The organism is Rhizobium sp. S152 (assembly GCF_030380735.1).
Classification (GTDB): Bacteria; Pseudomonadota; Alphaproteobacteria; order Rhizobiales; family Rhizobiaceae; genus Rhizobium.
Window position 1 is genome coordinate 26,700 of sequence record NZ_JAUDRZ010000004.1, and the last position, 26,233, is coordinate 52,932.

Annotated in this window: 24 protein-coding genes; 10 read left to right on the forward strand and 14 right to left on the reverse strand. The window is 63.9% G+C overall.

From position 1 onward, the window contains the following. Positions 1-57: 57 nt before the first annotated feature. Complete coding sequence (locus QTL95_RS06845; RefSeq protein ID WP_289719233.1) at positions 58-723, reverse strand: response regulator transcription factor; 666 nt, start codon at positions 721-723, stop codon at positions 58-60. 214 nt (positions 724-937) lie between these two features. On the opposite strand from QTL95_RS06845, the gene QTL95_RS06850 reads away from it, so the two are divergent. Further along, positions 938-1,183 carry a hypothetical protein gene (locus tag QTL95_RS06850; RefSeq protein ID WP_289719234.1) on the forward strand — a complete coding sequence of 82 codons (246 nt, stop codon included), beginning with the start codon at positions 938-940 and terminating at the stop codon, positions 1,181-1,183. Between the two features lie 18 nt (positions 1,184-1,201). Here QTL95_RS06850 and QTL95_RS06855 read toward each other — a convergent pair whose 3' ends face one another. From QTL95_RS06855 to QTL95_RS06875, 5 genes are all read right to left on the reverse strand, one after another. Then, positions 1,202-2,302, reverse strand: coding sequence for an AI-2E family transporter (locus QTL95_RS06855; protein ID WP_289719235.1), 1,101 nt, complete (start codon positions 2,300-2,302; stop codon positions 1,202-1,204). A gap of 38 nt (positions 2,303-2,340) precedes the next feature. Beyond that, positions 2,341-3,186: a polyphosphate kinase 2 gene (gene ppk2, locus QTL95_RS06860; RefSeq protein WP_289719236.1), complete on the reverse strand. Its 846-nt coding sequence runs from the start codon at positions 3,184-3,186 to the stop codon at positions 2,341-2,343. Between the two features lie 17 nt (positions 3,187-3,203). Continuing rightward, entirely contained in the window at positions 3,204-4,919 is a 1,716-nt protein-coding gene (locus QTL95_RS06865) for a SulP family inorganic anion transporter (RefSeq protein ID WP_289719237.1), read from the reverse strand. Between the two features lie 82 nt (positions 4,920-5,001). Beyond that, the gene (locus QTL95_RS06870; protein ID WP_289719238.1) at positions 5,002-6,159 is read right to left on the reverse strand and encodes an HlyD family secretion protein; all 1,158 of its coding nucleotides are present in this window, start codon (positions 6,157-6,159) and stop codon (positions 5,002-5,004) included. Continuing rightward, the gene (locus QTL95_RS06875; protein WP_289719239.1) at positions 6,159-6,500 is read right to left on the reverse strand and encodes a DUF3302 domain-containing protein; all 342 of its coding nucleotides are present in this window, start codon (positions 6,498-6,500) and stop codon (positions 6,159-6,161) included. Before QTL95_RS06875 ends, QTL95_RS06870 begins: the two co-directional genes overlap by 1 nt. A 317-nt stretch (positions 6,501-6,817) precedes the next feature. On the opposite strand from QTL95_RS06875, the gene QTL95_RS06880 reads away from it, so the two are divergent. After that, positions 6,818-7,108: a hypothetical protein gene (locus tag QTL95_RS06880; protein ID WP_336622275.1), complete on the forward strand. Its 291-nt coding sequence runs from the start codon at positions 6,818-6,820 to the stop codon at positions 7,106-7,108. A 92-nt stretch (positions 7,109-7,200) separates the two neighbouring features. Here the strand turns inward: QTL95_RS06880 and QTL95_RS06885 are convergent, their stop codons facing one another. The 5 genes from QTL95_RS06885 to QTL95_RS06905 all read right to left on the reverse strand — a co-directional run bounded on the left by QTL95_RS06885 (position 7,201) and on the right by QTL95_RS06905 (position 14,807). Continuing rightward, complete coding sequence (locus tag QTL95_RS06885) at positions 7,201-7,635, reverse strand: hypothetical protein (protein ID WP_442981271.1); 435 nt, start codon at positions 7,633-7,635, stop codon at positions 7,201-7,203. Positions 7,636-7,797: 162 nt separating this feature from the next. Next, positions 7,798-10,959 carry an ATP-binding protein gene (locus QTL95_RS06890; protein WP_289719242.1) on the reverse strand — a complete coding sequence of 1,054 codons (3,162 nt, stop codon included), beginning with the start codon at positions 10,957-10,959 and terminating at the stop codon, positions 7,798-7,800. Positions 10,960-11,005: 46 nt separating this feature from the next. Beyond that, the gene (locus QTL95_RS06895) at positions 11,006-12,853 is read right to left on the reverse strand and encodes a hypothetical protein (RefSeq protein ID WP_289719243.1); all 1,848 of its coding nucleotides are present in this window, start codon (positions 12,851-12,853) and stop codon (positions 11,006-11,008) included. Positions 12,854-12,878: 25 nt separating this feature from the next. Continuing rightward, a complete protein-coding gene (locus tag QTL95_RS06900) occupies positions 12,879-13,505 on the reverse strand; it encodes a nuclear transport factor 2 family protein (RefSeq protein WP_289719244.1) in 627 nt (208 codons plus the stop codon). A 273-nt stretch (positions 13,506-13,778) separates the two neighbouring features. Continuing rightward, positions 13,779-14,807 (reverse strand): hypothetical protein, encoded by a 1,029-nt coding sequence (locus QTL95_RS06905; protein ID WP_289719245.1) that lies wholly within the window; start codon positions 14,805-14,807, stop codon positions 13,779-13,781. Positions 14,808-15,090: 283 nt separating this feature from the next. On the opposite strand from QTL95_RS06905, the gene QTL95_RS06910 reads away from it, so the two are divergent. The 6 genes from QTL95_RS06910 (at position 15,091) to QTL95_RS06935 (ending at position 19,777) form a co-directional block, all read left to right on the forward strand. Continuing rightward, on the forward strand, positions 15,091-15,288 hold the full coding sequence (locus QTL95_RS06910; protein WP_289719246.1) for a hypothetical protein: 198 nt from the start codon (positions 15,091-15,093) through the stop codon (positions 15,286-15,288). A gap of 47 nt (positions 15,289-15,335) precedes the next feature. After that, on the forward strand, positions 15,336-15,980 hold the full coding sequence (locus QTL95_RS06915) for an alpha/beta hydrolase family protein (RefSeq protein ID WP_289719247.1): 645 nt from the start codon (positions 15,336-15,338) through the stop codon (positions 15,978-15,980). Positions 15,981-16,131: 151 nt separating this feature from the next. Then, positions 16,132-17,082 carry an ABC transporter substrate-binding protein gene (locus tag QTL95_RS06920; protein WP_289719248.1) on the forward strand — a complete coding sequence of 317 codons (951 nt, stop codon included), beginning with the start codon at positions 16,132-16,134 and terminating at the stop codon, positions 17,080-17,082. Between the two features lie 68 nt (positions 17,083-17,150). After that, the gene (locus QTL95_RS06925; RefSeq protein ID WP_289719578.1) at positions 17,151-17,777 is read left to right on the forward strand and encodes a L,D-transpeptidase; all 627 of its coding nucleotides are present in this window, start codon (positions 17,151-17,153) and stop codon (positions 17,775-17,777) included. A gap of 42 nt (positions 17,778-17,819) precedes the next feature. Next, the gene (locus tag QTL95_RS06930) at positions 17,820-18,140 is read left to right on the forward strand and encodes a hypothetical protein (RefSeq protein WP_442981266.1); all 321 of its coding nucleotides are present in this window, start codon (positions 17,820-17,822) and stop codon (positions 18,138-18,140) included. A gap of 86 nt (positions 18,141-18,226) precedes the next feature. Then, entirely contained in the window at positions 18,227-19,777 is a 1,551-nt protein-coding gene (locus tag QTL95_RS06935; protein WP_289719249.1) for a phospholipase D-like domain-containing protein, read from the forward strand. Here QTL95_RS06935 and QTL95_RS06940 read toward each other — a convergent pair. Beyond that, positions 19,715-20,701, reverse strand: a complete 987-nt coding sequence (locus tag QTL95_RS06940; RefSeq protein ID WP_289719250.1) for a lysylphosphatidylglycerol synthase domain-containing protein — start codon at positions 20,699-20,701, stop codon at positions 19,715-19,717. The two genes, QTL95_RS06935 and QTL95_RS06940, sit on opposite strands and share 63 nt — an antisense overlap. A gap of 75 nt (positions 20,702-20,776) precedes the next feature. On the opposite strand from QTL95_RS06940, the gene QTL95_RS06945 reads away from it, so the two are divergent. Then, positions 20,777-21,529, forward strand: coding sequence for an endonuclease/exonuclease/phosphatase family protein (locus tag QTL95_RS06945; RefSeq protein ID WP_289719251.1), 753 nt, complete (start codon positions 20,777-20,779; stop codon positions 21,527-21,529). Positions 21,530-21,541: 12 nt separating this feature from the next. Here the strand turns inward: QTL95_RS06945 and QTL95_RS06950 are convergent, their stop codons facing one another. Both QTL95_RS06950 and QTL95_RS06955 read right to left on the reverse strand, forming a co-directional pair. After that, positions 21,542-23,785 carry a glycoside hydrolase family 2 protein gene (locus tag QTL95_RS06950; RefSeq protein ID WP_289719252.1) on the reverse strand — a complete coding sequence of 748 codons (2,244 nt, stop codon included), beginning with the start codon at positions 23,783-23,785 and terminating at the stop codon, positions 21,542-21,544. 102 nt (positions 23,786-23,887) lie between these two features. Then, on the reverse strand, positions 23,888-24,799 hold the full coding sequence (locus tag QTL95_RS06955) for an SMP-30/gluconolactonase/LRE family protein (protein WP_289719253.1): 912 nt from the start codon (positions 24,797-24,799) through the stop codon (positions 23,888-23,890). 186 nt (positions 24,800-24,985) lie between these two features. On the opposite strand from QTL95_RS06955, the gene QTL95_RS06960 reads away from it, so the two are divergent. Further along, positions 24,986-26,206 carry an adenylate/guanylate cyclase domain-containing protein gene (locus QTL95_RS06960; protein WP_289719254.1) on the forward strand — a complete coding sequence of 407 codons (1,221 nt, stop codon included), beginning with the start codon at positions 24,986-24,988 and terminating at the stop codon, positions 26,204-26,206. The last annotated feature ends 27 nt before the right edge of the window (positions 26,207-26,233 follow it).

Here is a 26,233-nt window from a genome sequence, read left to right on the forward strand (position 1 = left end):
CCTAATGGATACTACCGCACAACGAATGATGGTTTCAATGAGTTTGTTAAGTGCAGCTTACGGTAGCCAGGCCCTTGCGGACGAAGAGAGGGAGCCGCCCGGGAGCGCGGAGCCGGCGTTGCCCGTCGCCATCACCATCCGCATCAGTTCGGCGAGATTGCGAGCCTCCATCTTGGCCATCACGTTGGCGCGGTGAACCTCGACGGTGCGCGAACTGATGCCGAGGTTGAAGGCGATCATCTTGTTCTGAAGCCCCTCGATAACCGCCGTCAGGACCTGATGCTCGCGATGGGTCAGCTGCCGCATCCGGTTGGTCACCCGTTCCGTCGTCACGGGCGCGGGTCCGGTGGACAGGGTCTGGGCAGCGGCGCGGTTGACGGCGGCGATCAGGATCTTGTCCTCGCATGGGCGCTTGATGAAATCCGCCGCGCCCGCCTTCATGGCGCGGACGGCCATTTCCACATCGCCATCGCCGCTTAAGAGGATGGCCGGGATATCGGCGTTCAGCGCGCGCAGCTGCTCCAGTAATTCCAGGTCGTCCATGCGAGCCATCCTCACATCCACGATCAGGCATGCCCTGCCCGATAGCGGCAGCTGGTCAAGAAACGCCGAAATCGCCTTGTGCGCGCGGACCGCGAAGCCGGCGGATACGAGCAGCAGCGTCAGCGAACGCCGGGGCATTTCCTCGTCATCGATGATGTGCACGGTAAGGTCATTCGTCATGGCGCGCTCTCCTTCCGGCGGCATGAACAGCAAGTTTCGCTGCCTCGCCCTCTCGTTGCGCCGCAACGTTAGCATGGCGCGACGCGCCGGGGCTGTAGTATCGCGTAACATCTGTAGGCGCGCCGCCGCCCGGGAATTTTTAACGATCGCCGCCCGGAACAATCCAGCAGCTGCGGGACTTCGTATGAGGCTCATAAGAATGCGGAGATGTGAGATGACGCGAGAACACGGACGGCGGAGGCTGATGCTCAGGCTTCCCGGTATCCGGCAGGTTCTGGCTGAGGAGCCGACCGAAGCGCTTGCCGAGATGTTCGAATCCTACGCGCTGGCGGCCGATGCGCTTGACCGTTTCAGACAGCAGGTGCCGAAGCAGGATGCGCTGATTAGGGAGTATTCCGAGCTCTGTCGTGACATAGAGCAGGAGGTGATGCTCTATTGCGCCGGGCAGGTCGTGCGGTAACGTGGCACCTTCCATGGATCAGGAAGGCGACGGGACCTGCGGTTGCCAAGCCCAGGCGCGCAGTAGTTCATAGAAGACGCTGAGTACGATCGGGCCGAGAAAAAGTCCGAGCAACCCGTATGACAGCGTGCCGCCGATGACGCCGATCAGGATCACAACCATCGGCGTCGCCAGTCCCTTCGCCATCAGGATCGGCTTCAGCACGTTGTCCACCACCATGACCGGCACCGCAAGGATGGTGAAGATCAGGGCGGTGGAGGCGGGCCAGGCGAACCATCCCCAGATCATCACCGGGACGAGCACGAGACCGGGGCCCAGCTGAATGACGCAGAGGATGAAGACGACGAAGGTCAGCGCGCCGCGTGCCGGGATGTCGAAGAGCGCGAAGCAGACTGCGCACAGCAGTGTCTGCAGGAAGGCGACGCCGATCACGCCGCGCGAGACATTGCGCACGGTCGTTCCCGCCAGCCGCGCGAAGCCGACGCCCCTGTCGCCGCCGACGCGTTTGGCGAGCACCTGGATGGTGGCGGCGAGCCGTTCGGACATGGTGAGGAAGAAGCCCGACAATATGACCGACACGACGAAGCTCAAGACGCCGCCGCCGATCGAGGCGAGTTTGGCGATGGTTGCTCCCGCCACATGCAGAATAGGCTGCTGGAACTTGATGATGGTTGAGGCGAGGTCGCCGGTGACCTGGTTCCATACGGTAAAGATCTTCTCGCCGACGAAGGGCCATTCGCGAATGCCGGGAGGAGCAGCCGGCAGGGTGAAGCTTTCCGATTTCAGCTTGCCGACCATCAGTTCCACGGCCTCGGCGAAATTGACGGCGACGAGCGCCAGCGGCGCTATGATGAGCACCAGGCAGGCGACGACGATAACCGTCGCGGCGATGACCGGCCGGTTGCCGAGCAGGCGTGAGAGCGCGGCGAACATCGGGAAGAGGGCCACCGCGAGAATGGCCGACCAGACGACGATCAGCGCGAAGGGCGCGATGAGCAGCAGGGTCCAATAGGTGAAGAGCGCGATGATGCCCAGCCGGACCAGATCGCTGACGCGCGCCTCGATCGAAATCTGCCCGCCGTCCCTGGTCCCCTGCACGCCGTCGTTCACCTCGTCCATTGTCGCATCCCCTCCCGCGGTGGTCATTCGGCCCGCATTCAGGGCACCGTATCGGGCACCATGCGGCGGATGCTGCGGTCCTCCACGAAGCCCGAGGGCTTCTTCTGGCGCTTGCCGAGATCGGGCGCCTCGAATTTCACGCGCTCGTAGGGGATGGACTGCAGGATGTGCGCGATGCAGTTGATCCGGGCGCGCTTCTTGTCGTCGGACGGGACGATCCACCACGGGGCGTGATTGCTGTCGGTCATCCGCAGCATCTCGTCATAGGCGCGGGTGTAATCCCACCAGCGCTGGTAGGATTCGACGTCCATCGGGCTCAGCTTCCACTGCCGCACGGGGTCGTCGATACGGCGCCTGAAGCGGCGTTCCTGCTCTTCCTCGCTGACCGTCAGGAAGTATTTGAGCAGCGTCACGCCGCTCTCTACGATGGCCGCCTCGAAGCGGGGCGCGAGTTCCAGGAAGCGCTGCACCTTCTTCTCGTTGCAGAAGCCCATGACGCGATCGACGCCGGCGCGGTTGTACCAGCTGCGGTCGAAAATCACGATCTCGCCGGCGGCCGGCATGTAGTTGATGTAGCGCTGCATGTAGATCTGCGACTTCTCGCGGTCGGTCGGGGCGGGCAGCGCGATCACGCGAAAGACGCGCGGGCTGACTTTTTCGGTGATGCGCTTGATCATGCCGCCCTTGCCGGCGGCGTCGCGGCCCTCGAAGACGATGACGATGCGCGCGCCGGATTTCTTCACCCATGCCTGAAGATGGGCCAGTTCCACCTGCAGGCGGCCGATCTCCTTCTCGTAGTCCCAGGATTTCTTTTTCTTCTTGCCGGTCTTGCCGTTGGCTGATGGTTCCTGATCGTGACCCTTGGTTTCCAGTATCTCTTCCATGGTTTTCCCTCCTGCTTTCAAACCGTGCCGGTTGCCGATGCCGTGCCTGTCCGATCGATGTCTCCGATCAGGGCCCGCAGGGCCTCTTCCCGGCCGTTGAAGATATTTCCGGCACCGATTGTCTCGATGACCCCGGCGCGACCGAGAATGCCGCGGCTTTCCTCGCTGAGGTCGGCGATGGCGAAGGTGATGTTGCGCTTGGCGAGGATCTCGGCCACGGTCTCGAGCGCGGTGGCGCCGGTGCTGTCGATATGGGTGATGGCGCTGGCGTCGAGCACCAGGCATCGGGTCTCGGCGGGAAGGTTCTTCGTGACCGAGGTCAGGCGGGTTCTGATGTAATCGGCATTGTAGAAGAGGATGCTGCCCTGGATGGCGAAGACGGCGGCGCCGTCGACCGGGCGAGCTTCCGGATGGCGGGCGAGATCGAAGAAACCGTGCCGGCCTTCGATCCGGCCAAGCAGGCCGTCGCGCGGGAACATCGTCTGGCGCAGCAGATAGACGAGTGTCGCGGCAACCGCGACGATGACGCCGTTGAGCACGCCGAAGCTGATGGCGCCCCACATGGCGATCAGCGCGAAGACGAACTCCATGCGGCTGATGCGCCAGATCTTGCGGAGTTCATGGACGTCGATGAGGCTGATCGCCGCCATCGCCAGGATCGCGGCCAGCGCAGGGATCGGAAGGATGCGCAGCGCGCTGTGCAGGAAGACGAGCGCTGCGATCAGCGTCGCCGCCGAGACGAGGCCCGCCGCCTGCGATACGCCGCCGGTCGAGAGGTTGATCGCCGTGCGGGAATCCGAAACGCTGATCGGGAAGGAGCCGAAAAGACCCGGCGCGATATTGGCGGCGCCGAGCCCGATCAGCTCCTGGTTGGCATCGACCTCCTCGCCGGTTCGCGAACCGAAGCTGCGCGCCGCGACGATCCCGGCGCCGAAGCTGACGAGGAATATCGCGGCCGAGCCGAGTATGATCTTGTCGAGCGGCATCTGGTGCAGGGCTGGCAGCGAGAAGCTCGGCAGACCGCTCGGGATATCGCCGACGACGGCGATGCCGCGTCCCCTAAAATCGAAGATCGCCGAGAGCACCACCGAGAGGACGACGACCAGCACAGGTCCCGGGATCTTGAGCTGGAAGGCGCGGACGAGCCACAGCAGCGCGAACATCACAAGGCCGAGAAGAAGCGAGGGCCAGTGGATCAGGCCGCTCTTGCCGGCGATCTCGACCAGCGGCGGGACGAGCCCTTCGGATTCAATCTTCACGCCTGTGAAGCGGCCGATCTGGCCGATGAGGATCGACAGCGATACGCCCGCGAAAAATCCGACAAGGATGGGACGTGATAGGAAGCTTGCGAGAACGCCGAGGCGCAGCAGCTTGGCTGCGATGCAGCAGAGGCCGACGCCCAGCGCCAGCGCCGATGCGATGGCGACGCGATCGACCGGCGCACCAACAGGATAGGCCGCGGCAATCGCTCCCATCGCCGCCGCGAGCACGGTCATGGTGGCCGCATCCGGGCCCACGACCAAGAGCCGCGAGGGACCGAAGATGGCGTAGGCGATCGGCGCGACGATGCTGGCATAAATTCCAGTTTCCGGGGGGAGGCCGGCGATGGCGGGATAGGCGATCGCGCTCGGCAGACCGACGGCCGCAATCGACAGGCCGGCCGGGATGTCGCTCCTCAGCCAATCCCTGCTGAAACCGCTCAGGCCTCGCAACATCGGAAGACTGCCTATCACCGCGGGCTCCTTATCGCTCCGTCATGGGCTTTCCCCATGTTCGTGCCGGCCCCGCCCGAAGGACGGGACCGGCCTTCTCCCCTCAGTGCTCCAGGAACACGTAGTTCATCCAGCTGCTCATCCGCAGCAGCACCTTTCTCAATACCGCGACGTGGTGCCAGTGATGGGTGTAGACGGCCACTTCGGCGACCACACCGCCAGGTAGCTGGTAGCCCTCGGTGTTTTCCAGGATCTCTATGCTGGCGATCGTCTGGCCGGGTGCCGCGCGTTCGGGTGATTGTGGGTCGATCAGCGCGCCCGAGGGCTGCAGCTGGCCCTGCGCCATCACGTCGATGATCGCATCGACGCGCGCCTTGAAGATCTTGCCGGGCACCGCCTTGAAGGCGACTTCGGCATCGTCGCCGACGTTGACGCGCTGCAGCGAGTTCTGGATGAATGCCGCGCCCAGCATGCGGTCCTCGCTGTTGATGAACACCATGACCGGCCGCAGCGGAAGCGGGTTGGCCATCATTCCCGGGCGCAGGAAGACCTGCGTGACGTAGCCGTCACTGGGCGCGCGGACCGTCGTCTGGTCGAGATCGTATTGGGCGTTGGCGAGTTCTGCCTGAAGGCGGGCGACGGTGGGGTTGGTGCCGTTTATCTCCGATTCATAGGCCAGTTTCGCCTGTGTGGCCTGAGCGCGGGCGGTGTCGACGGCGGCCTCCGCCGTCAGGTAGATGCCCCTGCGGTTCTCGACCTCGAGTTCGGAATAGACGGCGCCGCGGCCGCTCGACTTGGCGTTCTCGTTCGATGCCTGGAATTTCTCGAAGGCCTGCAGCGAACGGTCCCTGGAGGCTTCGGCGCCGACGACGGCCGCATTGGCGGCATCGAGGGCGGCTTTCAGCTGCAGCACAGTCTGCTTGGCCTCGGCAAGCGCCGCCGTCTTCTGGTCGACCGTGAACTGATAGGGGCGCGGATCGATGCGGAAGAGAACGTCGCCCTTCTTCAGCGGTACATTGGGCGTCACCGGCACCTCGACCACCTGGCCGCCGACCGTGGGGATGACGGGCGCGGAGGTGAAGTAGATTCGGGCATCGCTGGTGTAGGGATGATTGTAGCTCATCAGCAGCAACAGCGTGGAGATCAGGAAGATGCCGCCGAGCACGGCGGTTGCGAGCGTCCACTGGTTCACCGGAATACGGAAGATCCTGAAGATCGCGTAGCAGAGCGCGGCATAGGTGAGGATGAGAAGCAGGTCCATCAGGCGGTTTCCTTCTCCGATGCCTGTGCCTCGAGCTCGGCTATGCGGCCGTGCAGGCGGGCGATTTCAGCATTGGCTTCGGCGGGGGGCGAGAGCTTGCCATCGGTGCGGATGCCCCAGCCGCGGTCCTCCCGGTAGAGCGTCGCCCAGATGAACAGGAACGGCCATATGGCGTGCAGCGTGAAGAGACTGACCCAGCCGGCGACATGAATCGCATCCTGATGCGGATGATTTCGCGCCTTGGCGATCAGGTGCGGAATGTCGTGGATGGCGATCACGGCGTAGAACAGCGTGATCACGACGAAGAACAGCACGCCCAGCGCAAAATAGTCGAGAAACACGGCTCTTCCTTTCGGCTCGGTGATGCGCGGCCGAACGCGGATGCAGCGGCCGTGACGAGCACGAAAAAAGACTAGACCCGCGCGCCGCCGGATGCCCGTAGCATCACGTAACATCTATCGGATCACGCGGATCGGCCGCCCTGTGGCGTGCCAAGCCCGATGAAGGATTTCAGAATATCGCGAGCGGAATTGCAGCGTCTTCAGGGCCTGTAGGTTCGTGTATCTTACGTCGGCGCGCGAAAGCGCTCGGATATAATGGTCTCGTTTACTTGGCACGAAGGGCTGAGGTGACCATGAGCTGGAGAGGAAGCAGTCCATTGCAAGTTTCCGCCTTATCGGTGGCGGAGGTGCATTTCCCTGATCAGACCGGCAAGATGCGGCGGCTGTACGACAGCAGCGAGGCGTTTCGCGGCATGTGCGAGGATCTCGCGGCAGCCGAGGAGACGCTTGCTCATGTCGACAACCTGCCGGCTCGCGAGCGCGAGGATCGGCGCAAGGAATACGGAAGCCTTGTGGAGGAGCTCGTCATCGAGATCGGCGAGGCGCTCGCGCGAGCGAACGTCGTGATGCTGCGCCGGTTCGATATCGGCAGGCAGAAGGCGCGGTAGGGTCGCCTGCCGGGGAACGACGGCCGGGTTGATGGCATTACGCGACGCGCGTCCTCCCTTGACCGTGAATTGCCGCTCGGCGCACCGACGCCTCAATCGATCGGCGGTTCCCAGGTCAGAAAGAGGCCGACGTCGCCCGGGATGCCCTCGGGAAAGTTGATGATCAGCGCCTTGAGGCCGTAGCCCTGCGGCTTCGCCAGTTCCTCGAATAGATCGAAGATCTCCTTCGCCTTTCCCTGCAAGGTTTTCTGCCAGCCCGGCAGGCTGTTGTTGATGGCGCGCCCGCCATCGTCGCAAAAGCTCGAGGGGAAACTGTAGATCATCGCCTCGAACTTGCCATCGGCCGCCGCCTTCATGACCAGACGCTTGATCATGGCGCGTTCCTTCTCGCCGATGTGCTCGCGAAAGAAATCCTCCACGAATTCGGCGTGCTTCTTCGCTTCGCGCGCCTTGATCTTTTCGTCGCGCTCCATTTCCGCCATCTGGAGCTCAAGGGCTTTCTTGCGTAGGTCTTCGGCGCTGCCCATCGGATGGGGCGCGGATGTCGCTGTCATGTCGATGTCCTCCAGGCTCCTTGATCGTTGCAACGATGATACGGCCTTTGCGACAGGGAAGGCAGTATCATACCGGCCGGGAGGGGTATGATACGGTATGTTACGCGCAGCCTCCGATGGACGATCCGCGCGCGTTCAGCCGCCCGAGGGAAGGGCGGACAGGCTGGCCAGCGTCTTCGACGTCCACAGATCCGCCCCCTGGTGGCGGGCGACTTCGAGCGATTGCAGGAAGGAGGCGCGGGCGCTGAGGCCCGAGGGGTCGAGACGGGCGTTGATCTCTCCCTGCAGGCGCAGCAGTTCGGCGGTGAAGTAGTTCTCGCCGGTGTGGGCGACGAGATCGAGCGCGGCGGAAACCGTCACCGTCGCCTGCACCAGATCGTCCATGGCGATGTAGGCGCCGGCAAGCAACGCCAGATAGCAGGTCTTGTCGATTTCCTGGTCGCCGAGGTTTTCGCAGGTCTTGCGCATCCTTTCCAGCGCCTCGCGATCCCGCTCCGCCTTTACCGTTATCCAGGCCTGGAAGAAGGAAGCGACGTTCAGCCACATGCGAAAGCCGTTTTCGGCTGCAAGCGCCGAGAGTTCGTCGAGCTTCTCGCGCAGCGGCCGGTAGTCGTCGCGGATCGCGTGCAATACGCAGCAATTGCCGAGGCAGGCGGCGAGCCTATAGACGGAATGGCGCCGCGCGTCCTTCTCGGCGGCGAGATAGAGCTCCATCGCGCCGGCCTCGTCATCCGTGATCTGCAGCGTCCACGACAGATAGAGCATGCTCATGCTGGGGAAATCGCTGCCGATTTCCTCGGCGCGGTCGAGATGCTGCAGTGCCCGCTCCAGATAATCCTTCGCCTGGGTGAATTGTCCCTGGCAGAAGAGGCACATGCCCTTGAACTGCATGCCGAGCACCAGTGCCCTCAGGCTGTTGCGCGCGGTGCCGATGTCGAGCAGCTCGTCGGCGGCCCATTCGGCATCGGCGAAGCGGGCGGAATTGAAGGCGATGCCGAACAGGCCGTCCAGAGCGCGGATCGGGGCCTCGACGTCGCCGAGCGTTTCGCTGAGCCGCATGACATTGCGGTAGGCAGCGCTTCCCTCGGGCGTGACGTAGCCGAAGGTGGCGTAGAGCACATCGCCGCGCTCCAGCTCCAGGCGCAGCTGCATGAGGTCGCGCTTGCCGGACGCCGGCAGTTTCGCCAGACAATCCAGGCCGTTGGCGAACATGTTGGCCGCTTCGACCTTGGCCCAGGTCTTGGCGGTCGCAAGCCCGGCAGCCAGCCAGCAGTCGGCGGCGCGTTCGAATAGCTCGGCTTCGGCGAAGTGCTGGGCGAGCACTTCCGGATGCTCGCCGGCCTGCCGGGGATAGAGGCGTTCGATGGCGCGAGCGACCTGGGCGTGTAGTTCCCTTGACCGCTCGCGCAGCAGCGTTTCGCGCGCCGCTTCCTGAAGCAGGGCATGCGCGAAGGCGTAGCGGCGCCCGCCGGTGTCCTGAAGGGGCGCGATCAATCCGGCCTCGGTCAGGCGATCGAGGATCGGCACGAGGGCAGGGGGTGCGAGACCGCACAGATCGGCGACTAGCGGAACATCGAATTCGCGGCCGACGACCGCCGCGACCTGGGCGATGGTCTTGCCGGGGCCGATCTTGTCGAGGCGCGAAAGCAGGGAGGACTGGATCGAGCTCGGCAGCCCGATCGCCGGTATGGCAGGCGTCTGCACCGCGTCTTCCGACGTGGCATCGCTGTCGAGGAAGGCGCGCGCCAGCTCCTCGACATAGAGCGGCACGCCTTCGCTCTTTTCGAGCAGCCGAGCCCTTGCCTCCGCCGAAAGGCTCTGGTCGGCCACGAGATTGCGCACCAGCGCCTGCGTTTCGCTTTCGTCGAGGCGATCGAGATGCAGAGCACGGAGAGCGCCATCGTCGCGCGGCATCCAGGACTGGCGTTCGCGGGTGGTGATCAGGATCAGCATCCGGTACGAGGGCGCCTCGGCAACGAGCGCCTGCAGCACGTCGCGCGACGACGGGTCGATCCAGTGTTCGTCCTCTATGCTCAAGAGAACCGGCCCCTCGTCGGTAACATGGCGCAGCCAGTCGATCAGGATGCGCCTAGACAGGTGGCGCTGACGCGAGGGCACAAGGCGGGGCATGGCATAGCGGGACTGCTCGATGCCGAGCAACTCGGCGAATGTGGGCAAGGAATCCGAGAGGGCAATATCGCTCAGCGAAAGGACAGCTTCGAGCTTTGCCAATGCTGTCTCCGGCGGATCGGCGGCGTCGATGCCGGCGTGGCGCTTCAAGAGCGTCAGGAACGGGAAAAGCGGGCTGTTGGCATAGGCGCCGGCACATTGCAGGGTCATCTGCCTGCACGGACCAAGCCGCCTTTGCACCTCGTATACCAGCCGCGACTTGCCGATGCCCGGCTCGCCGATGATCACGGCCGCGCGCCCCCTGGAATCCGCGTTCATCGTCCGCCACAGGCCGACGAGCTCATCGATCTCGGACTGGCGGCCGACGAGTTCGGTCAGCTGCAGGCGGCGGGAGAAACGGTTCTCCACCATCTTCGGTGCGTCGGCTCGCCAGACATGGACGTCGGCGGGAAAGCCCTTGGGGCGGCGCATGCCGAGATCGGTGAAATCGAAGGCGCCGGACGCCGCGTCATGGGTCTTCTGGTCGGTGAGGACTGTCTGCGGCTCGGCCAGCGACTGCAGGCGCTGCGCGAGATTGGGGATGGAGCCGAGGGCGACCGTCGAGACGCCGGCAGGCGCGCCGATGAAATCGCCGACGACGACAAGGCCACTGGCGATGCCGATGCGAACACGCAGCGAGCTGCCATCGGGAACCGCGATATCTGGGACGAGGCGCAGGATATCGAAGGCGAGTTCGAGGGCGCGCTCGGCATCGTCTTCTTCCGCCACCGGATAGCCGAAGAGTGCCTGGAAGGCGTCGCCAATATAGTTGGCGGCGATGCCGTTGTGATCGCGCACGGCGCTGGTGCATTCGGCGAGATAGGCCTGCGTGAGCTTGGTGAAATCCTCCGGGTCGAGGCTGGTCGCATATTCGGTGGAGCCGACCAGATCGCAGAAGAGGATCGTCAAGGAACGACGTTCGACGGAGGTGGCAGCGGCGGCATCCTCGGCGACCAGTTGCTTGATGGCGGCCAGAATCTTGCGTCTCGGGCCGAGGACGACCTGCATCTCCTTGAGGTCGGCTTCCGTCAGCAGGCGCAGGCTTTCCATGTCGATCTCGGCGCGTGCGAAAAGGGGCGCGAGATGCGCGAGCCCAAGTCTTTCCAGCCAGTGTGCGATGTCGTCCATGGGGATATTCCTGCGTGTGGAGAGTAGCATTTCCGAGGGGGCGGACCTAGTTGCAGGCGATGTCGGCGTAGATCGGAATTGCCTTGTCGGCGTATCGCGTGCCGGTCTGGTCGAAGCAGGACCGCTTCGGCAGCAGCCGGGCGAGATAGCGCCTGTTGCACTGGACCGGCAGGTCGATCCGGTAGGGGCGGGGCGTGGTCGAGGGCATCGGGTCGGTGAAGCGGCGATGCCCGGTGTAGGCGATGTCGCGGATCAGGATCGCGTCGCCGGAAGCGCCGACCTCGCCTGAGAAAGGGACAAAGGCGTCGCCGCGAGCTTGCGCGACGGTGGGATAATCCGCCTGCGCTGGCGGATCGCTTGATGCGGGGACAGGTGACGACCGGACGACGAGATTGAAGCGAACGTCGTCGCGCTCCGGCACGTGGCCGTAGTCGTTGAGATAGGACCAGCCGATGCTGAGCAGCCGGTCGGCGCCGATCGCGCCCGGTGCCGGCGGGCCGATGGTCGCCGTGAGAGCCGATGGCTGCGCGCTGTCGCCGAAGGGGTCGGCGGGGGGCGGGCAGGGGGTATAGAGTGGCCGGTAGCCGCATTCCGCGCCGCCTGCCTGCCAGAGACAGTTGCTCAGCGCCTGCCAGTCGCTCTCGGTGATCTGTGAGGGCGCGCTGGCGACCTTGCCGCCCTCCTTCGGGACCATCCACGGATGAATGCCGCCGGCGCCGGCGCGTGTCGCCCACCGGGTGCGGTGGCCGGCGATCTGGTCGAGCTTGGTCTGCTCGGCGCGGAGCCGGACCAGTTGCGTCCAATCCGGCTCCGCCACGAAAGGGTCGCGCCCGGCGGCATCGGCGGCGAGCCGCTGGCCGGTCATTCCCGTCGTCAAGGTGTGGCATTCCGTGCAGGTGCCGGAGGGGTCGCGAACGGTCTGCGCCCGGGCAAGATCGTTGCCGTAGATCGCGGTGTAGGCGGAGCCGATGACGCGGAAAGGCAGATCCTCCGAATGCGGGGTTCTAGGCAGATAGTCGCCGAGGCTGAAGGCCCGGGCCGCAGCGCCCGTGGCGCCATCGCGGTAGCCGATCCGAGCCTGGGCGATGTGCGGGCTGATCACATAGGGGCTCTTGTTGTCGTGGCAGGCGGAGCACTGGATCTCGAAACCGGGATCGTAGAGCACTGACGCCGCGGCGCGACCCTCCTGGTCGAAATAGGAATGACCGCCGGGGGGGACGAAGGGCTTCCGCCAGTCGAAAGAATGCCTGTCGTTGGCGCCGTCGAAGAAGACGATTTCGCCGGTCAGCCGGTTGAAGCCGATGATGCCGAGCCGGGCGAAGGTCGGATCGCTCTCCTGCCAATAGGGTTCGGGGTCGATCTCGAGATTCGCCCGCGACTTGCGGCAGAGCGCGACCCACTCGACGCTGCCCTTCACCTTGCGGGTGACGCGCGAGTTCATGCCGCAATAGGTGACGTTTCCGGCAAGCGAGGGCTTGTCGCAGGCGGCGATCTCGCTTGTCCATTTCACAACGGCGCCGGAGATGTCGCGATGCTCGAATTCGAGCGGATGGCCGGCCTTGCCGGGGTTCGGCTTGAGATCGACGATATTGCCGTCGATTTCGAGAGGGATCGTCTTCGCGGACGCGTCGCCGCAATCGATGTCGGGGATCGGGCCGAAGACCGAGCGGGCCTCGTCGCCCATGCGGGTGACGACATCGGTGCTTGCCGTGGCCGGCGCCCAGAGGATGTCGCCGTTCAGGCGATCGACGATCTCCGCGGACATGATTTGCAAATCCGTAGCCCCGCGCGAATTCGGTCTGGCGTCATCGGCCATCATCGCCCAGGCCAGTGCTGCGATCGGCACCGAGGTGGCGGCAAGAGAGAGAAGCCATTCCGTATCGATGAACCGCATGCGCGCCTCCATCTCTCACCGGTTGCTAGCGCGCCCGAAGGACGATCTTGGGGCCGTCGGCCAGAAGGATCAACGACTTGATCTTCCATGCAGGAGCCTGTTTCGCGGGATCGATTTCCCGGACGAACGTCGAGGCGAGTTTCGCGGTGTAATCCAGGACCGGTGTTTCGATGCCGCTGAACTGGATCGTCACGAGGACGGTCGATTTACCCTCGACCGTGTCCGCGTTCACTGCGTTGAGGAGCGTGTTGCTCTCGATATGACGGGTACCGGCCGCGCTCCTTTTGACTTCGAGTTTAAGGCCATCAAGATAGCTCAGCACCTGCTGCTTGCCGCTGCGCGTCTCCTGCTGCAGTAAGAGCGAATTGCACAGCTCGTAGCTGGGCTCGGCCGCGAAAAGCGGATCCAGATCGACCAAGGTGCCCTCGTCGAGCGCCCAGTTGTAGCGATGGAGGAGATCCATGATCTCCTGGCGATCGGCGGGCGGGGGATTGGTCACGCTGGTCAGCGGCGCGCGGTTGACGATAGTGCAGGCTACGGTGCCGCTCTGCGCGTGGGCGGCGTCCATGGCGACATCGGTCACGAATAGCATCGCGGCAACCGATGCCGCGGTGCGGGCGAGAACTGCTGATCCGTTCCTCATGGATGCCATGTCATGCTCCCATCGTTGAAGAGTTCGATCATTCTCGGTTCATGCCGGGACACGGTCGTTCCCGGGTTGCGGGCGCGCAAACGCCCCTGCCGCCGCGCCGATGTCGGCGTGGCCGCATGCTTTCAAGTCTTGTCGCAATGCCCCTGACGGAACGACCGGATCTGCCATGGTCGTCGCTCATTACTTTAGATTACGCTCAAATATAAAGCGTGACAACTCGAAGATTAGATCGCGCCGTTTCGAGATCAATCGAAGCGCGTATTTGCCGTTGCTTCAAGCGATGGCGCCCGGCAGGATGGATCGACGGGTGAATACATCCGTGAAGATGGCCGGGTAGGATGCATCCTTGCCGGCGCTGGCATCGACCATCCTCGCCGCGACGTGTGCGAAGAAGTCGTCCCGGCGCTGAGCGTTGACCACGCTCGCGGCGAGGATGTCGCGCATATGCGTGCTCGCGATCTGCAACTCCAGGCTCCGCGTTGCCTTGTTGGCCGCCCTGGCGGTGAACATCGCCGCGAACGCCTCGTAGAACGCCCCCGTGAAGACGCGAGAGAAGGAGTGGGAACTGACCGTGAGCACGTCCGGGCCTTGTCTATTGGCGATCGTGGCGGGAGCCTCGTAATTGTGATGATTCCACGCGTTGCGCAGGCAATCCTTGTCGGCATCCTCGGGCGCCACGGCACGGACCACCTTGCCGAACTGCTCGGCAACGCGCGACAGGCTGGAGCTGATCCAGAAATTGCCGGCGGCCTGGGTCTCCGCAAGCAGTGTATCGCGGAACTCGGACACCTGAAGCGCGCAAAGAATGGCGCTCATGTCGCCGAACGATTCCTTGAAGGCTTCGAGTTCGGTGCCTCCCGGGGGCCACAGGTTTATGTTCAACGCATGCAGGACGGCATGGCCCAGTTCGTGGCAGAGAATGTCGGGCGTGGCGCCGGCATAGACGACCAGGCCCGGATTGGCGGGCGCCGAACCATGGGAGAAGGTCAGCACAGCCCCGTCATAGTCCGAGTTCAGATCGTCATATATGGTGTCCGGGCGAACCTGCAGCGTGTTGCCGGGAGCCCACTTGGGCGGTGGGGCGAGGCACGGGGTCCAGAAATCGGCGCCCCTTCTCAGCGCTTCGGCCGCGACCCAGTAGCGAAAGTCCTCGCTGTCGGTATCGTCGCTGACCGGCGGTTCCGGCGGCGGGAAATAGAAGCCGAGCGGCAGCTTGTTGACGTCTGGTTTCGGCGCCTGCCGTGTCCGGCCGGACGAGGGGTCCTTTTCCCAGACGGTGACCATGTTCGCATTGCCAGGCATAACATCTCCTTTCGACCGCCCGATGTGCCGGCGGATCCGATGTTGAAACCAAGTTGTCATGCGCAAGGGAAGGAGCGGAATGTGAGGGCGATGATCCCGGCACATCCGACCCACCATTAATATTCCAAAATTTGAATAAACGCCATAGTTGAGTTTGGTTCGCCTGTGACGGATGTAGGCTTCTGTTCCTGAAGGAGAAGCAGGAAGCCGCGCGATCGGTCAACCGTCCGGCTTGGAACCTTTAGCGCAGTCAATGGTTGATCGCAGAAGGAAGGAGCTAATGATGTTGATCCTTGAAGACGTTCTCCTCGTTTCCGCCGATCGCGTGGCGTCCTGCCGCAACGAACTCCGGTTTGATGTCGATGAGATCATAACCCGGTTCGAGCAAGCCGGCTTCTCACGCAAGGAAATCCTGGTCGCGATGAACGAGGTGCTGGGCGCCGAATTCGCGTCCCTTCCCGATATTCCCCGGCTTCACTGACTAAGGCCCTATGGCCTGCGTGAGGCCAATCGCCTATGACTGACGCTATGAGCGACAGGTTCCTGATCATCGGGCCGGAAGATGCCCCGACAACGATTCTTCTGGCGCATGGCGCGGGTGGCGCGATGGATTCGAAATCCATGGTCGCCGCAAGCGAGGCGCTGGCGAAGGCCGGGTTCCGCGTGGCGCGCTTCGAATTTTCCTACATGGCCGCACGCCGTATATCGGGAGCGGGGACCCCGCCACCACGCGCCGAGCGGCTGATCCCGGAATATCTCGCTGCCGTCTCCGAACTAGCTTCGAAGGGCCGCCTGATCATCGGTGGGAAATCGATGGGTGGGCGCGTCGCGAGCATGGCTGCGGACGAGCTTCACGCGAAGGGCGAGATCGCCGGGCTCCTGTGCCTCGGCTACCCCTTCCATCCGCCTGCGAAACCGGAACAACTGCGGACCGCGCATCTCGAAACACTGAAAACGCCGGCGCTGATCTGCCAGGGCACGCGCGACGAATTTGGCAGCCGAGAGGAAGTCGAGCGCTATCCCTTGTCGGCGGCGATCGAGATCCTGTGGCTGGAGGACGGGGACCACGATCTGAAGCCGCGCAAGGCGGTATCAGGCTTCTCTACGGGCGACCATCTGGCGACGATGGCGGCGACGGTCGCGGCATGGGCGGCAGGTCTCGGCGACCGGTAGGGCCGCAAAGTGTCAAACATTCGCGCATTCGCATACTCTAAAACACTCGCTTGACGGCGGCTATCGGCGTGTGCAACGTTCGCGCCGGGAGTGCATTCGTACAGAACTACGATCCATCGTCGCATGTTGGGGGCAGGACATGGCGAAGTGCATGGCGTTCCGTTTTCTATTGCCGATACTTGTTGCATCGTCTGGCGTCACTGGTGGATCGGCCATTGCCGCCGACCTTGTCATCGCCATGCCGAACTGGCCGTCGGGGCAGGCGACGGCGAACATCCTGAAGCTCGGCATCGCCAAGGAATTCGGCCTCGACGCGGAGGTGAAGGAGCTCGGGACGCTGATCGCGTTCAACGGACTGGAAGCCGGGACCGTCGATATCCATCCCGAGGTGTGGCAACCCAATCTCAACGACGTGATCAAGAAATACGTCACGGACAAGGGTGTCGTTACGCTGACCAAGCATTCGGTTGAAGCCTGGCAGGGCATCTGCGCCACGCCGGCGGCCGCCGAGAAGGGGCTGAAGACCATCGAGGATCTCGGCGATCCCGCAAAGACCGCGATCCTCGACACCGATGGAGACGGCAAGGGCGAAATGTGGATCGGGGCGCCGACATGGTCGTCGACGGGCATCGAGCGGGTGCGGGCCAATACCTACGGCTATGCCAAGACCCTCAATCTCGTCGAGGCGGAAGAGGAGGTCGCGATGGTGGCGCTGGATGCAGCTATCGCCACCAACCAGCCGATGGTCTTTGCCTGCTATGCGCCGCATTTCATCTTCGACCTGCACAAGATCGTCAGGATATCGGAGCCGCCGCACGACGCGACCAAGTGGCAGCTCGCAAGCGGTGCCGATCCCTTGTGGATCAGCAAGTCGACAGCATCGACAGCCTGGGACGCGGCACATTTCGGCATTGCCTATGCGACGGGCTTCGCCAAGAAACACGCCGATGTCGCGGCCTTCCTGGAGAAGGTGGACCTGACGCCCGAGGAGGCGACCGCGATGAGCTACGCCGTCGAGGTCGAGCACCAGAGTGCCGCCGATTACGCCAAGGCATGGGTCGAGAAGAACGCGGCGCGTATCGATGGGTGGGCGAAGCCATGACGATATCAGCCAAGCCTCGAGCCACGAAAAGCAGCGCCGTCAGCCGTCGCCGGCTGGCGCTCGTCCTGATGGCCGCCGTCGCCGTGCTGGGGCCGATCGTGGCGCTGGCGCAGACGCAGATCTACGACCCGAAGACGCGGACCTGGGTGGACTACGACAAGAAGAAGGCGCGGCAATACTACGCGCGCAACAACCTGCCGCCGGAGGCCTTCCGGATGCAGACGGTGCCGTTCCGCACCGCCGAGCCGCCGGGCACCATCATCATCGACGGCAACCAGCATTTCCTCTATCTCACACAGCCGGGCGGGCAGGCGATCCGTTATGGCATCGGCGTCGGCCGCGAGGGCTTCGGCTGGGCCGGGATCGTGCGCGTCGGGCGCATGGCGGAATGGCCGACCTGGACGCCGCCGGCCGAGATGGTGGCGCGTGACGCCAACGCGGCCAAATGGGCGGCGGGAATGCCCGGAGGCCCCGACAATCCGCTGGGCGCAAGGGCGCTTTATCTCTTCGATGGCAACCAGGATACGATCTACCGCATTCATGGCACGGCGGAGCCTTGGACGATCGGCCTCGACGTGTCCTCGGGCTGCATCCGCATGAACAACAACGACATCACCGATCTCTACTCGCGCATCAAGATCGGCGCCAAGGTGATCGTGCTGATGCAGGGGGCGGCGCTCTACAAGGGTGTGTGAGCTCAGGCGTTTCGATAATCACGTCAATCGGGGGACAAGGCGTTGCTAGATATCATTGCCAAGGGCATTTCCGGCCGTTTCGGCCCTCTGTTCGTCGGCGCGGTGCTCCTCAGCGCCTGCACGCCGCCGCCTCCGCCGCCGGAAAACATGTCGCGCACCAGCACGCAGACGGCGCCGGCCGATCTGCAATTGCTCTGTGCCAACGCCGCAATGGGCGCGGCCGGCGCCGGCGCCAAGGTGCTGCCCACCAGTTCGCGGCTGCTGCCCGACGGCACCTTCGGCGTCGATCTCGATGCCGGCGGCCGGAAGTTCTCGTGCATCGTCGACAACAACGGCACGGTGCGGTCGGTGCAGCCGGTCTGATTCTCCCGTGAAACGTTGATTTCCCAGCGGAACCGATGCGCGCGTCGCGCGTTACTCGGCCACGGAAAACTATGGGCGCGATCGAGATGACGGACTTGCGTGCTGGCGAGAGCTGGCGAAAGACAGCGAAGATCGGTGACTACATCGCCGCGGTGAAGCGCAAGACGGTTCAGGGAACGCGATCAGCCAATGGTCCGATCATCCGCCCGGGCAAGAACGTCTGGCGGGTCGGCAAGGCCGAGCAGGCCGCCTTCCTGGTCGACGGCAGCGCCTATTTCGCGGCGATGGATGCGGCCCTGCGCTCGGCACGCGAGACGATCTGGATTGTCGGCTGGGACTTCAATCCCGATATCCGGCTACGCCCGCGTGTCAGCTCCGAGACGCTCGGCGAACTTCTTTTATCGCTTGCCGATGCGCGGCCGGAGCTGCAGATTCGCATCCTCGTCTGGGGCATGGGGCCGATCTATTCCGGCAAGTCGCTGAAGCTCTTCAGGCAGAGCAACTTCTCCAGCCATCCGCAGATTTCGCTACGCTTCGACCTGCGCCATCCGCTGCGCGGGTGCCATCACCAGAAGCTGGTGGCGATCGACGACAGCCTCGGTTTCCTCGGTGGCATCGATCTCACGGCCAGACGCTGGGACGAACCGGATCATCGCATCGACAATCCGCTGCGCAAGGCGCCGGACGGTCGACCCTACAGTCCCGTCCACGATATCCAGACGATGGTCTCGGGCGAGGCCGCCAGGCAGATCGGCGACGTGGCACGCCGCCGTTGGGCACGGGCAACGGGGCAGACGATCCAGCCTCTGAACGGCGACCGCGAGCCGCTGTGGCCCATCGGGATGAATGCGGATCTGAACAATGCCCGGACGGCAATCGCACTCACCGAGCCTGGTCTCGTCGGCAAGCGCGGACGACACGAGGCGTTCCGGCTGACGCGCGACGCGATCCGCGCGGCGCGCCGGCATATCTATATCGAGACACAGTATCTCGCGTCCTTCGGCGTGGCGCGGGCGATCAGCCGGCGGCTGAAGGAGGCTGACGGGCCGGAGGTGGTGGTCCTCGTCACCAAGAGTTCGCACGGGCTGATCGAGAAGCTGACCATGGGCGGCAATCGCGACCGGCTGATCCGCCGACTGAAACGCGTCGACAAGCACGACCGCCTGCGCGTGCTTTATTCCGTGATACCGGACGGACAGGGCGGCGAGCACGAGATCACCATCCACTCCAAGGTCATCATCATCGACCACACCTTCGTTCGCATCGGCTCGTCCAATCTGAACAATCGCTCGGAGGGGCTGGATACGGAATGCGACCTCGCCTTCGAGGCCGGCAACGCCGCGCATTGCGATGCCATACTCGCGTTGCGACACAAGCTGATGGCGGAGCATCTCGACACGACGGCTGAAACCGTTGCCGAAACGATCGCCGGAAAACGGTCGCTGATTTCAGCCATCGATGCTCTGAACACGCAGCCGCGTGGCCTGCGCGATTTCTCGGTCGATCTTGCCCATGGCGGCATCTCGCCGCTGCCGGGAACCGACATCGTCGATCCGCGTCGGCCCTTCCGGCCGCTACACCGAGCGCGGCTCTGGTTCGGCGCCCTCCAGACGCGGCTGCTCGCGGCGATCCTCTGAGCGATCGCGCGGCTTTCTCTTCCTGATCACGATCTCGCTGACCGCGAACATCGCCAGGCCGATGAACAACGGCAACACGAAATAGATGACGCGGAAGGCAACCAGCGCGCCGACGGAGGCGGCGCCGGGAAGCACATGGCTGACCGTCGCCTCGAGTACGCCGAGGCCACCTGGAACGTGGGTCACGAGAATGGCGATGTTGGCGAGCACGAAGGCCGTCGCCGTCTTCACGAAGCTCACATCGGCCTCTGCGACGATCATCTGGTGCAGGCAGGCGGCGACGCAGATGAAGTTCACCGTGCCGACGACGATCTGCGCTACCGCGAGGCCGGGACCCGGCATCTGGAAGCTCCATTTCCACAGCCTGAGCGGCGCGCGCAGCGTCAGCGCCAGAACGACGTAGGCGACGGGCGTGGCAAGGCAGGCAAGGCCGAGGAGGAAGAGGCCGCTGGCATCGAGCTTCAGCACATTGGCGGCGTCGGACGGGTTGAGAAGGAGCGCGATGCCGGCGAGCGTGACGAGGCCGAGACCGACGGTGACGCCACAGAAGAGGATGACCTTGGCGACCTCCTCCGCCTTCAGGCCCCAGCGGGCGTAGAAGCGATAGCGCACGGCGCCGCTGCTCAACGCCGCGACGCCGAGATTGTGGCCGATCGACAGCGCGGTGAAGGAGGTGAGCGCGGCCTTGGGGTAACTCAGGGGCCGGCCGGCATAGCGCAATGCAAGCCAGTCGAAACCGGTGAGGCAGACATAGGAAGCCGCGGCAAAGGCGGTGCCGGCAAGAAGGCGCGTCACGGGGATCGCCCGGATCGAAGTCATGACCTCGTCAAGCGAATAGCGATTGAAGACCTTGTAAAGCAGGTAGCCCGCAAGCAGCAGTCCCAGGACAAGCGTGGCATTGATCAGCAGGCGTTTCGGGTTCATGCGATTTCCATTGTTGGCGCTCAGCCGGACGGCTGTCGATGGAACGAAACAGCGCCGAAGACGGTTCCACCCGTCATGAACATAAACGCCCGAGACGGGACCGGCCGGTCCCTGAAAATCCTCACCTATAACGTCCACAGCTGCGTCGGCACCGATCGGAAGATCGATCCGCCGCGGATCGCCGAAGTGATCGCCGAGACCGGCGCCGATATCATCGCGCTGCAGGAGCTAGATGTCGGCCGCAAGCGGACCGGGGGCGTCGACCAGGCGCATATGATCGCCTCGCTGTTGAAGATGGAGGCGCATTTCCATCCGGCGCTGCATGTCGAGGAGGAACAATATGGCGATGCGATCCTGACAGCACTGCCGACGCGGCTGATGAAAGCGGGGCCGCTGCCGTCCATCGGCGAGCTGCGCGGCGCCATATGGGTGCGGGCCGAAATCGACGGAATGGGCGTCAATATCCTGAACACGCATCTCGGCCTGCGCGGCACCGATCGCGCCCGGCAGGTGGCCGAGCTGCTCGGCCGCGACTGGATCGGCTCGCCGGAGTTCCAGTCGGCGCCCGCGATCATCTGCGGCGATCTCAACGCGGTGCCCTCGTCACCCGCCTACAAGAGCATCGCAAGGCAGTTTCGCGACGTGCAGCTGCTGTCGTCTGTACGGGCGGCGCGCACCTTTCCGTCGCGTTTTCCGCTGCTGCGCCTCGACCACATCTTCGTGTCCGAGGGCATCGGCGTGGAGCGGTCGCAGGTGGTGACGACGCTGTTGACACGGCGCGCGTCGGATCACCTGCCGCTTCTGGCGGAGGTGATCTGCGGCGTTTGAGCCGGGGTTGCGTCAGCCGGCGCTGACCTGCAGCCTGACCGGCGCGAAACGGCTGGATGAGACCTCGACGGTGATGTCGCCGCGCAGTCCCGTCGCTTCCAGCCAGAAGCCGGCGGTGCCGCCCTGCAGGGGTACGGACACGGGGCCGACGATCTTGGCTGGGCCTTCGACGCGCAGCGTAACGCTGTCGTTCAAGAACGGCAGGCGGTGGCCTTCCTGGTCGAGCGCGCGGATGATGACGCGGGTGCTGTCGCGGTCGCGCGCCTTCAGCGTGGTGGCGTCGGCGACGACCTCGAGCGTGGTCGGCAGCGGGTCGGCGACCATCCGCATGCGCGTAACCGGCTCACCGCCGATATAACCGGTGAAGCTGCCGTCGATCCACATCATGCCCCAGCTGCCGAGTTCGTCGGCGGTGAAATGCCTGTGGTCGAAGACCACCGGCGGGTGCGGAAGGTGCGGGAAGTTCTCGTAATCGGGACCGACGCGCTTGGCGACGGAACCGCAGACCAGCTCGACCTCGTCGCAGTTGGTGAGCACGATCAGCGGCAGCACGCCGCCGATGTTGCGCTCGCCGCGCGCCCAGAAGGTCACCGGCTTCATCACCACCTCGTCGGAGGGGTCGCACTGGCTGGCATAGACATAGGCCGCGAACTTCGGCTCGCGGAAGATGTCCATGACGCCGTGGTAGCAGATGCGGTCGCCGGAACCGAAATCCTTGTGGGTGTTGTAGTCGAACATGCACCAGCCGATGGCACCCGATATGTCGGGGTCGCCATAGGCGGCGTTCAGCACCTCAAGATGACGGCGGACATGTTCTGCCTGCCGGGCCTCCTGGTCGTAGATCTTCGTCGGATACATGTGACCGCCGAATTCGGTGATCATGTAGGGCACTTTATGCTGGAGGCCGGTGCTCTCCTCTTGCGGGCGCAGCGGCGTGCGCGGGCGGTTGACGCCGGGCAGCTCCTCGTTACCGAGGATGAAGTCGTTCATCGTGTAGACGTCTTCCAGCATCTCGCTGTCGGTAATGTAGCGGACGCCGCCGGTCTGGCGGGTGATGTCGAGCTCGCGGGCGAGGCGGTTGGTCTCCGCGTAGAAATCGTGGCTGTCCTGGGATTCGTTGATGCGCACGCCCCAGATAATGATCGAGGGGTGGTTCCAGTCGCGCTCGATCATGCGGCGGACATTGCGGATCGATTCCTGCTGCCATTCCTCGCCGCCGATATGCTGCCAGCCGGGGATTTCCTCGAAGACAAGCAGCCCGATCTCGTCGCATCGGTCGAGGAACCACTTCGATTGCGGGTAGTGCGAGGTGCGCACGATGTTGCACTTCAGCACCGACTTCATGATCTCGGCATCGCGTTCCTGCGCCGAGCGGCCGGCGGCGTAACCGACATAGGGGAAGGACTGGTGACGGTTGAGTCCGCGCAGCTTCAGCGGCCGGCCGTTCAGGAGGAAGCCCGACGGCGTGAATTCGGCGGTGCGGAAGCCGAAGCGGGAGGAGAGCCGGTCGGAGCCGTAGCTGGTCTTCAACTCGACGGTGATCTCGTAGAGTGCGGGATCGGTGATGTCCCAGAGCGCGATGTCGGTCAGCCGGTCGAAGGTGAGGGTCACGTCCTCGCGTGTTGTCTCGGCCGTCGCGGTGGCGATCACGCCGCCGGTAGCGTCGGTAAGTGATGCGTAGACGCTGCCGAGGAAGGTCAGGTTGGCGGGGTTGGAGAGGGTGACGCGGACGCTTGCGGTCTTCTCCTCGTCCAGTACATCCGATGTCTCGATCTTCAGATTGCGGATAGAGACGGGGTCGGTGACCTTCAGCCAGACGTCGCGATAGATCCCGGCATAGGTCAGGTAGTCGATGGCGCCGCCGAACGGCGGGATCTCGGGATTCTCGCTGCCGTCGATCCTGACGGTGATCAGGTTGTCGCCCTTGACGAGCTTATCTGTGAAGCGCGCCTCGAAGGGGGTGTAGCCGTCCTTGTGGGCGATGATTTCCTCGCCGTTCAGATAGACCACGGCGTCCGCCATGGCGGCGTCGAAGACGAAGGAGACCTCGCGGCCCTCGAACTCCGGCATCCAGCGCAAGAGCTTCTGGTAGGTGAAGGCACGCTGGTAGCTGGTCTCGTCGAAATAGTTGAAGGGCAGCTCGACGGCATTGTGCGGCAGGCTGACCGTCGTGCGGCCGTCGAAGGCCTCCAGCAGCCGGGGCTCGAAGCCCTCGTGGAAGCTCCAGGTTTCGTTGAAGGAGACGACGGAACGCATCTCAGGCTCCCTTGAAAATGTGATTTCTATGGTTTTGTTTGCCGGCGAAGGATCCGGACGGATCGTCCGCCGCGGACGGATGCCAGGGCTTAGGCGCGGTACTCAGGGGTATTGAGCGCCGTTGGTGGTGGTGTAGATCGAATAGACCGACTGCGTCGCGGTCATGAACAGGCGGTTCTTCTTCGGGCCGCCGAAGACGATGTTGGACACGGTCTGCGGCACCCTGATCTTGCCGAGCAGCGTGCCGTCGGGCGCAAAGCAGTGGACGCCGTCGGCGGCGCTGCTCCAGAGGTTGCCGTCAACGTCGAAGCGGAAGCCGTCGGGATTGCCGTTGTCGATCGAGCAGAAGTAGCGGCTGTTCTTCAGCGTCCTGCCGTCGACCACGTCGAAGACGCGGATATGGCTCGGCACCTCATGGTTCGCGGAGCCGGAATCGGCGATGTAGAGCTGCTTCTCGTCGGGTGAGAAGGCAAGGCCGTTCGGCTGGATGAAATCGGTGGCCACGGCCTCGATCTCGCCGGTGGCGGCATCGATACGGTAGACGTTGCGGGTTTCCTGTTCCGGCTCCGCCTTGTGGCCCTCGTAGTCGGACATGATGCCGTAGCTCGGATCGGTGAACCAGATCGAACCGTCGGACCTGACGACGACGTCGTTCGGCGAATTCAGGCGCTTGCCCTTGTAACTGTCGGCCAGCACCGTGATGCGGCCGTCGAATTCGGTGCGGGTGACACGGCGCCCGCCGTGCTCGCAGGAGACGAGGCGCCCTTGGCGGTCGCGGGTGTTGCCGTTGACGTAGTTCGAAGGGGACCGGAACACCGAGACGCTGCCATCTGGCACCCAGCGCATCATCCGTTCATTGGGAATATCGCTCCAGATCAGGCAGTCGAGATCGGAGAACCACACCGGCCCTTCGGCCCAGCGGCAGCCCGAATAAAGTTCCTCCAGCCGGGCGCTGCCGGCAATCAGGCTGCGAAAGCGGTCGTCGCGAATTTCGTAAAGCGCATCTTCCGACACGGCTGCTCCTCCCAAAGCGATTTGACGTTCTTCGTAAACGTAAACGACGAGGCGTTCCAGAGCAGGATGCTCTCACCCTGGTGATTTTTTGCCGCGCAGCGGTATATGGCTGATATGGCTGGCCTCCTCCGGATTTCCTCATCGGCAAAATCGGGATAGATGTCGGCTTGGCTAGGGATATGCGGCATGGAAAAGAGTGACATCGGAACGGTTGCGGCATGGCTTACGGAGCAGGGCCTCAAGGGCGCCTCCGAATCCGAACTGCTGACCGGCTTCTGCAACATCTGCCGTGAGTTCGGGCTGCCGCTCGATCGCGGCATGGCGCTGATGGACACGCTGCACCCCGTTCATGAGGGCCGCGCGTTCCGCTGGGACAGCCTGGAAGAGATCGAGACCGAATTCGAATACGGCCCGACGGGTGGCGAGGGAAATTCGCTGGAGAACTGGCAGCGGTCGGCCTTCTACTATCTCTGGGCAGGCCAGGAAAACGAAGTGCGCCGCCGGATCGGCTTCGGCGATCCGGCCGATTTCTCGATGCTCGAGAAGATGCGTGAGGACGGGCATATGGATTTTGTCGCCATGGTGCACCGCTTCGAAAGGGCCGGCACGATCGGCGAGATGGACTGCTTCTTCTCGCACTTCACGACGCGGCATGCCGAAGGTTTCACGGATCATCACATGATGATCCTGCGCAAGCTGGTGCCCGTTCTGGCACTGGCGATCAAGTGCATCGCGCTCGGCCGCATCGCCCGCACGATCGCGGAAGTCTATCTTGGCGAGGACGCGGCGCGGCAGGTGCTGGAGGGCAAGATCAGTCGGGGCAAGTCGGAACGGATTTCCGCCGTGCTCTGGTTTTCGGATCTCGTGAACTACACGAAGATCTCCGACAGCGCTCCGCCCGAAGAGATCATGCCGATGCTGAACGACTACAGCGATCTGGTGATCTCGGCGGTACACGAGGCGGGCGGCAACGTGCTGAAGCTGATCGGCGACGGTGTGCTGGCGATCTTCAAGGCCGATGCGCGGGCGGATGCGTGCTCGGCGGCGCTGCGGGCCGAGCGGCTGCTACACGACAGGCTGGTGACGCTCAACGATGCGCGGGCGCTGGAGGAGCGGCCAACGACCGATGTCTATATCGGCCTGCATATCGGCGACGTCTTCTACGGCAATATCGGCAGCCAGGAGCGGCTGGACTTCACCGTCATCGGTCCCGCCGTCAACGAGGTCAGCCGTATCGCCTCGATGTGCCGGTCGGTGGATTTCAACGTGCTGATGTCGTCGGACTTCGCGGCGGCTCTTCCGCAGGACGATCGCGCCGGTCTTGCCTGTATCGGGCGCTACGCGTTACGCGGCGTGAAGCAGGCGCAGGAACTCTATACGCTCGACACGGCGCGGATGCAGAGGTGATCGGCGCAATTCCGGACGAAAAACCGC

Excerpts from the sequence above, each read along its gene's own strand:
- QTL95_RS06920 (WP_289719248.1), top strand. The coding sequence starts at position 16,132 with ATGGCGTTCCGTTTTCTATTGCCGATACTTGTTGCATCGTCTGGCGTC.
- QTL95_RS06910 (WP_289719246.1), top strand. The coding sequence starts at position 15,091 with ATGTTGATCCTTGAAGACGTTCTCCTCGTTTCCGCCGATCGCGTGGCG.
- QTL95_RS06895 (WP_289719243.1), bottom strand. The coding sequence starts at position 12,853 with ATGCGGTTCATCGATACGGAATGGCTTCTCTCTCTTGCCGCCACCTCG.
- QTL95_RS06905 (WP_289719245.1), bottom strand. The coding sequence starts at position 14,807 with ATGCCTGGCAATGCGAACATGGTCACCGTCTGGGAAAAGGACCCCTCG.
- QTL95_RS06850 (WP_289719234.1), top strand. The coding sequence starts at position 938 with ATGACGCGAGAACACGGACGGCGGAGGCTGATGCTCAGGCTTCCCGGT.
- QTL95_RS06945 (WP_289719251.1), top strand. The coding sequence starts at position 20,777 with ATGAACATAAACGCCCGAGACGGGACCGGCCGGTCCCTGAAAATCCTC.
- QTL95_RS06915 (WP_289719247.1), top strand. The coding sequence starts at position 15,336 with ATGAGCGACAGGTTCCTGATCATCGGGCCGGAAGATGCCCCGACAACG.
- QTL95_RS06925 (WP_289719578.1), top strand. The coding sequence starts at position 17,151 with ATGGCCGCCGTCGCCGTGCTGGGGCCGATCGTGGCGCTGGCGCAGACG.
- QTL95_RS06950 (WP_289719252.1), bottom strand. The coding sequence starts at position 23,785 with ATGCGTTCCGTCGTCTCCTTCAACGAAACCTGGAGCTTCCACGAGGGC.
- QTL95_RS06870 (WP_289719238.1), bottom strand. The coding sequence starts at position 6,159 with ATGGACCTGCTTCTCATCCTCACCTATGCCGCGCTCTGCTACGCGATC.
- QTL95_RS06890 (WP_289719242.1), bottom strand. The coding sequence starts at position 10,959 with ATGGACGACATCGCACACTGGCTGGAAAGACTTGGGCTCGCGCATCTC.
- QTL95_RS06845 (WP_289719233.1), bottom strand. The coding sequence starts at position 723 with ATGACGAATGACCTTACCGTGCACATCATCGATGACGAGGAAATGCCC.
- QTL95_RS06885 (WP_442981271.1), bottom strand. The coding sequence starts at position 7,635 with ATGGGCAGCGCCGAAGACCTACGCAAGAAAGCCCTTGAGCTCCAGATG.
- QTL95_RS06900 (WP_289719244.1), bottom strand. The coding sequence starts at position 13,505 with ATGGCATCCATGAGGAACGGATCAGCAGTTCTCGCCCGCACCGCGGCA.
- QTL95_RS06855 (WP_289719235.1), bottom strand. The coding sequence starts at position 2,302 with ATGGACGAGGTGAACGACGGCGTGCAGGGGACCAGGGACGGCGGGCAG.
- QTL95_RS06940 (WP_289719250.1), bottom strand. The coding sequence starts at position 20,701 with ATGAACCCGAAACGCCTGCTGATCAATGCCACGCTTGTCCTGGGACTG.
- QTL95_RS06935 (WP_289719249.1), top strand. The coding sequence starts at position 18,227 with ATGACGGACTTGCGTGCTGGCGAGAGCTGGCGAAAGACAGCGAAGATC.
- QTL95_RS06960 (WP_289719254.1), top strand. The coding sequence starts at position 24,986 with ATGGAAAAGAGTGACATCGGAACGGTTGCGGCATGGCTTACGGAGCAG.
- ppk2 (WP_289719236.1), bottom strand. The coding sequence starts at position 3,186 with ATGGAAGAGATACTGGAAACCAAGGGTCACGATCAGGAACCATCAGCC.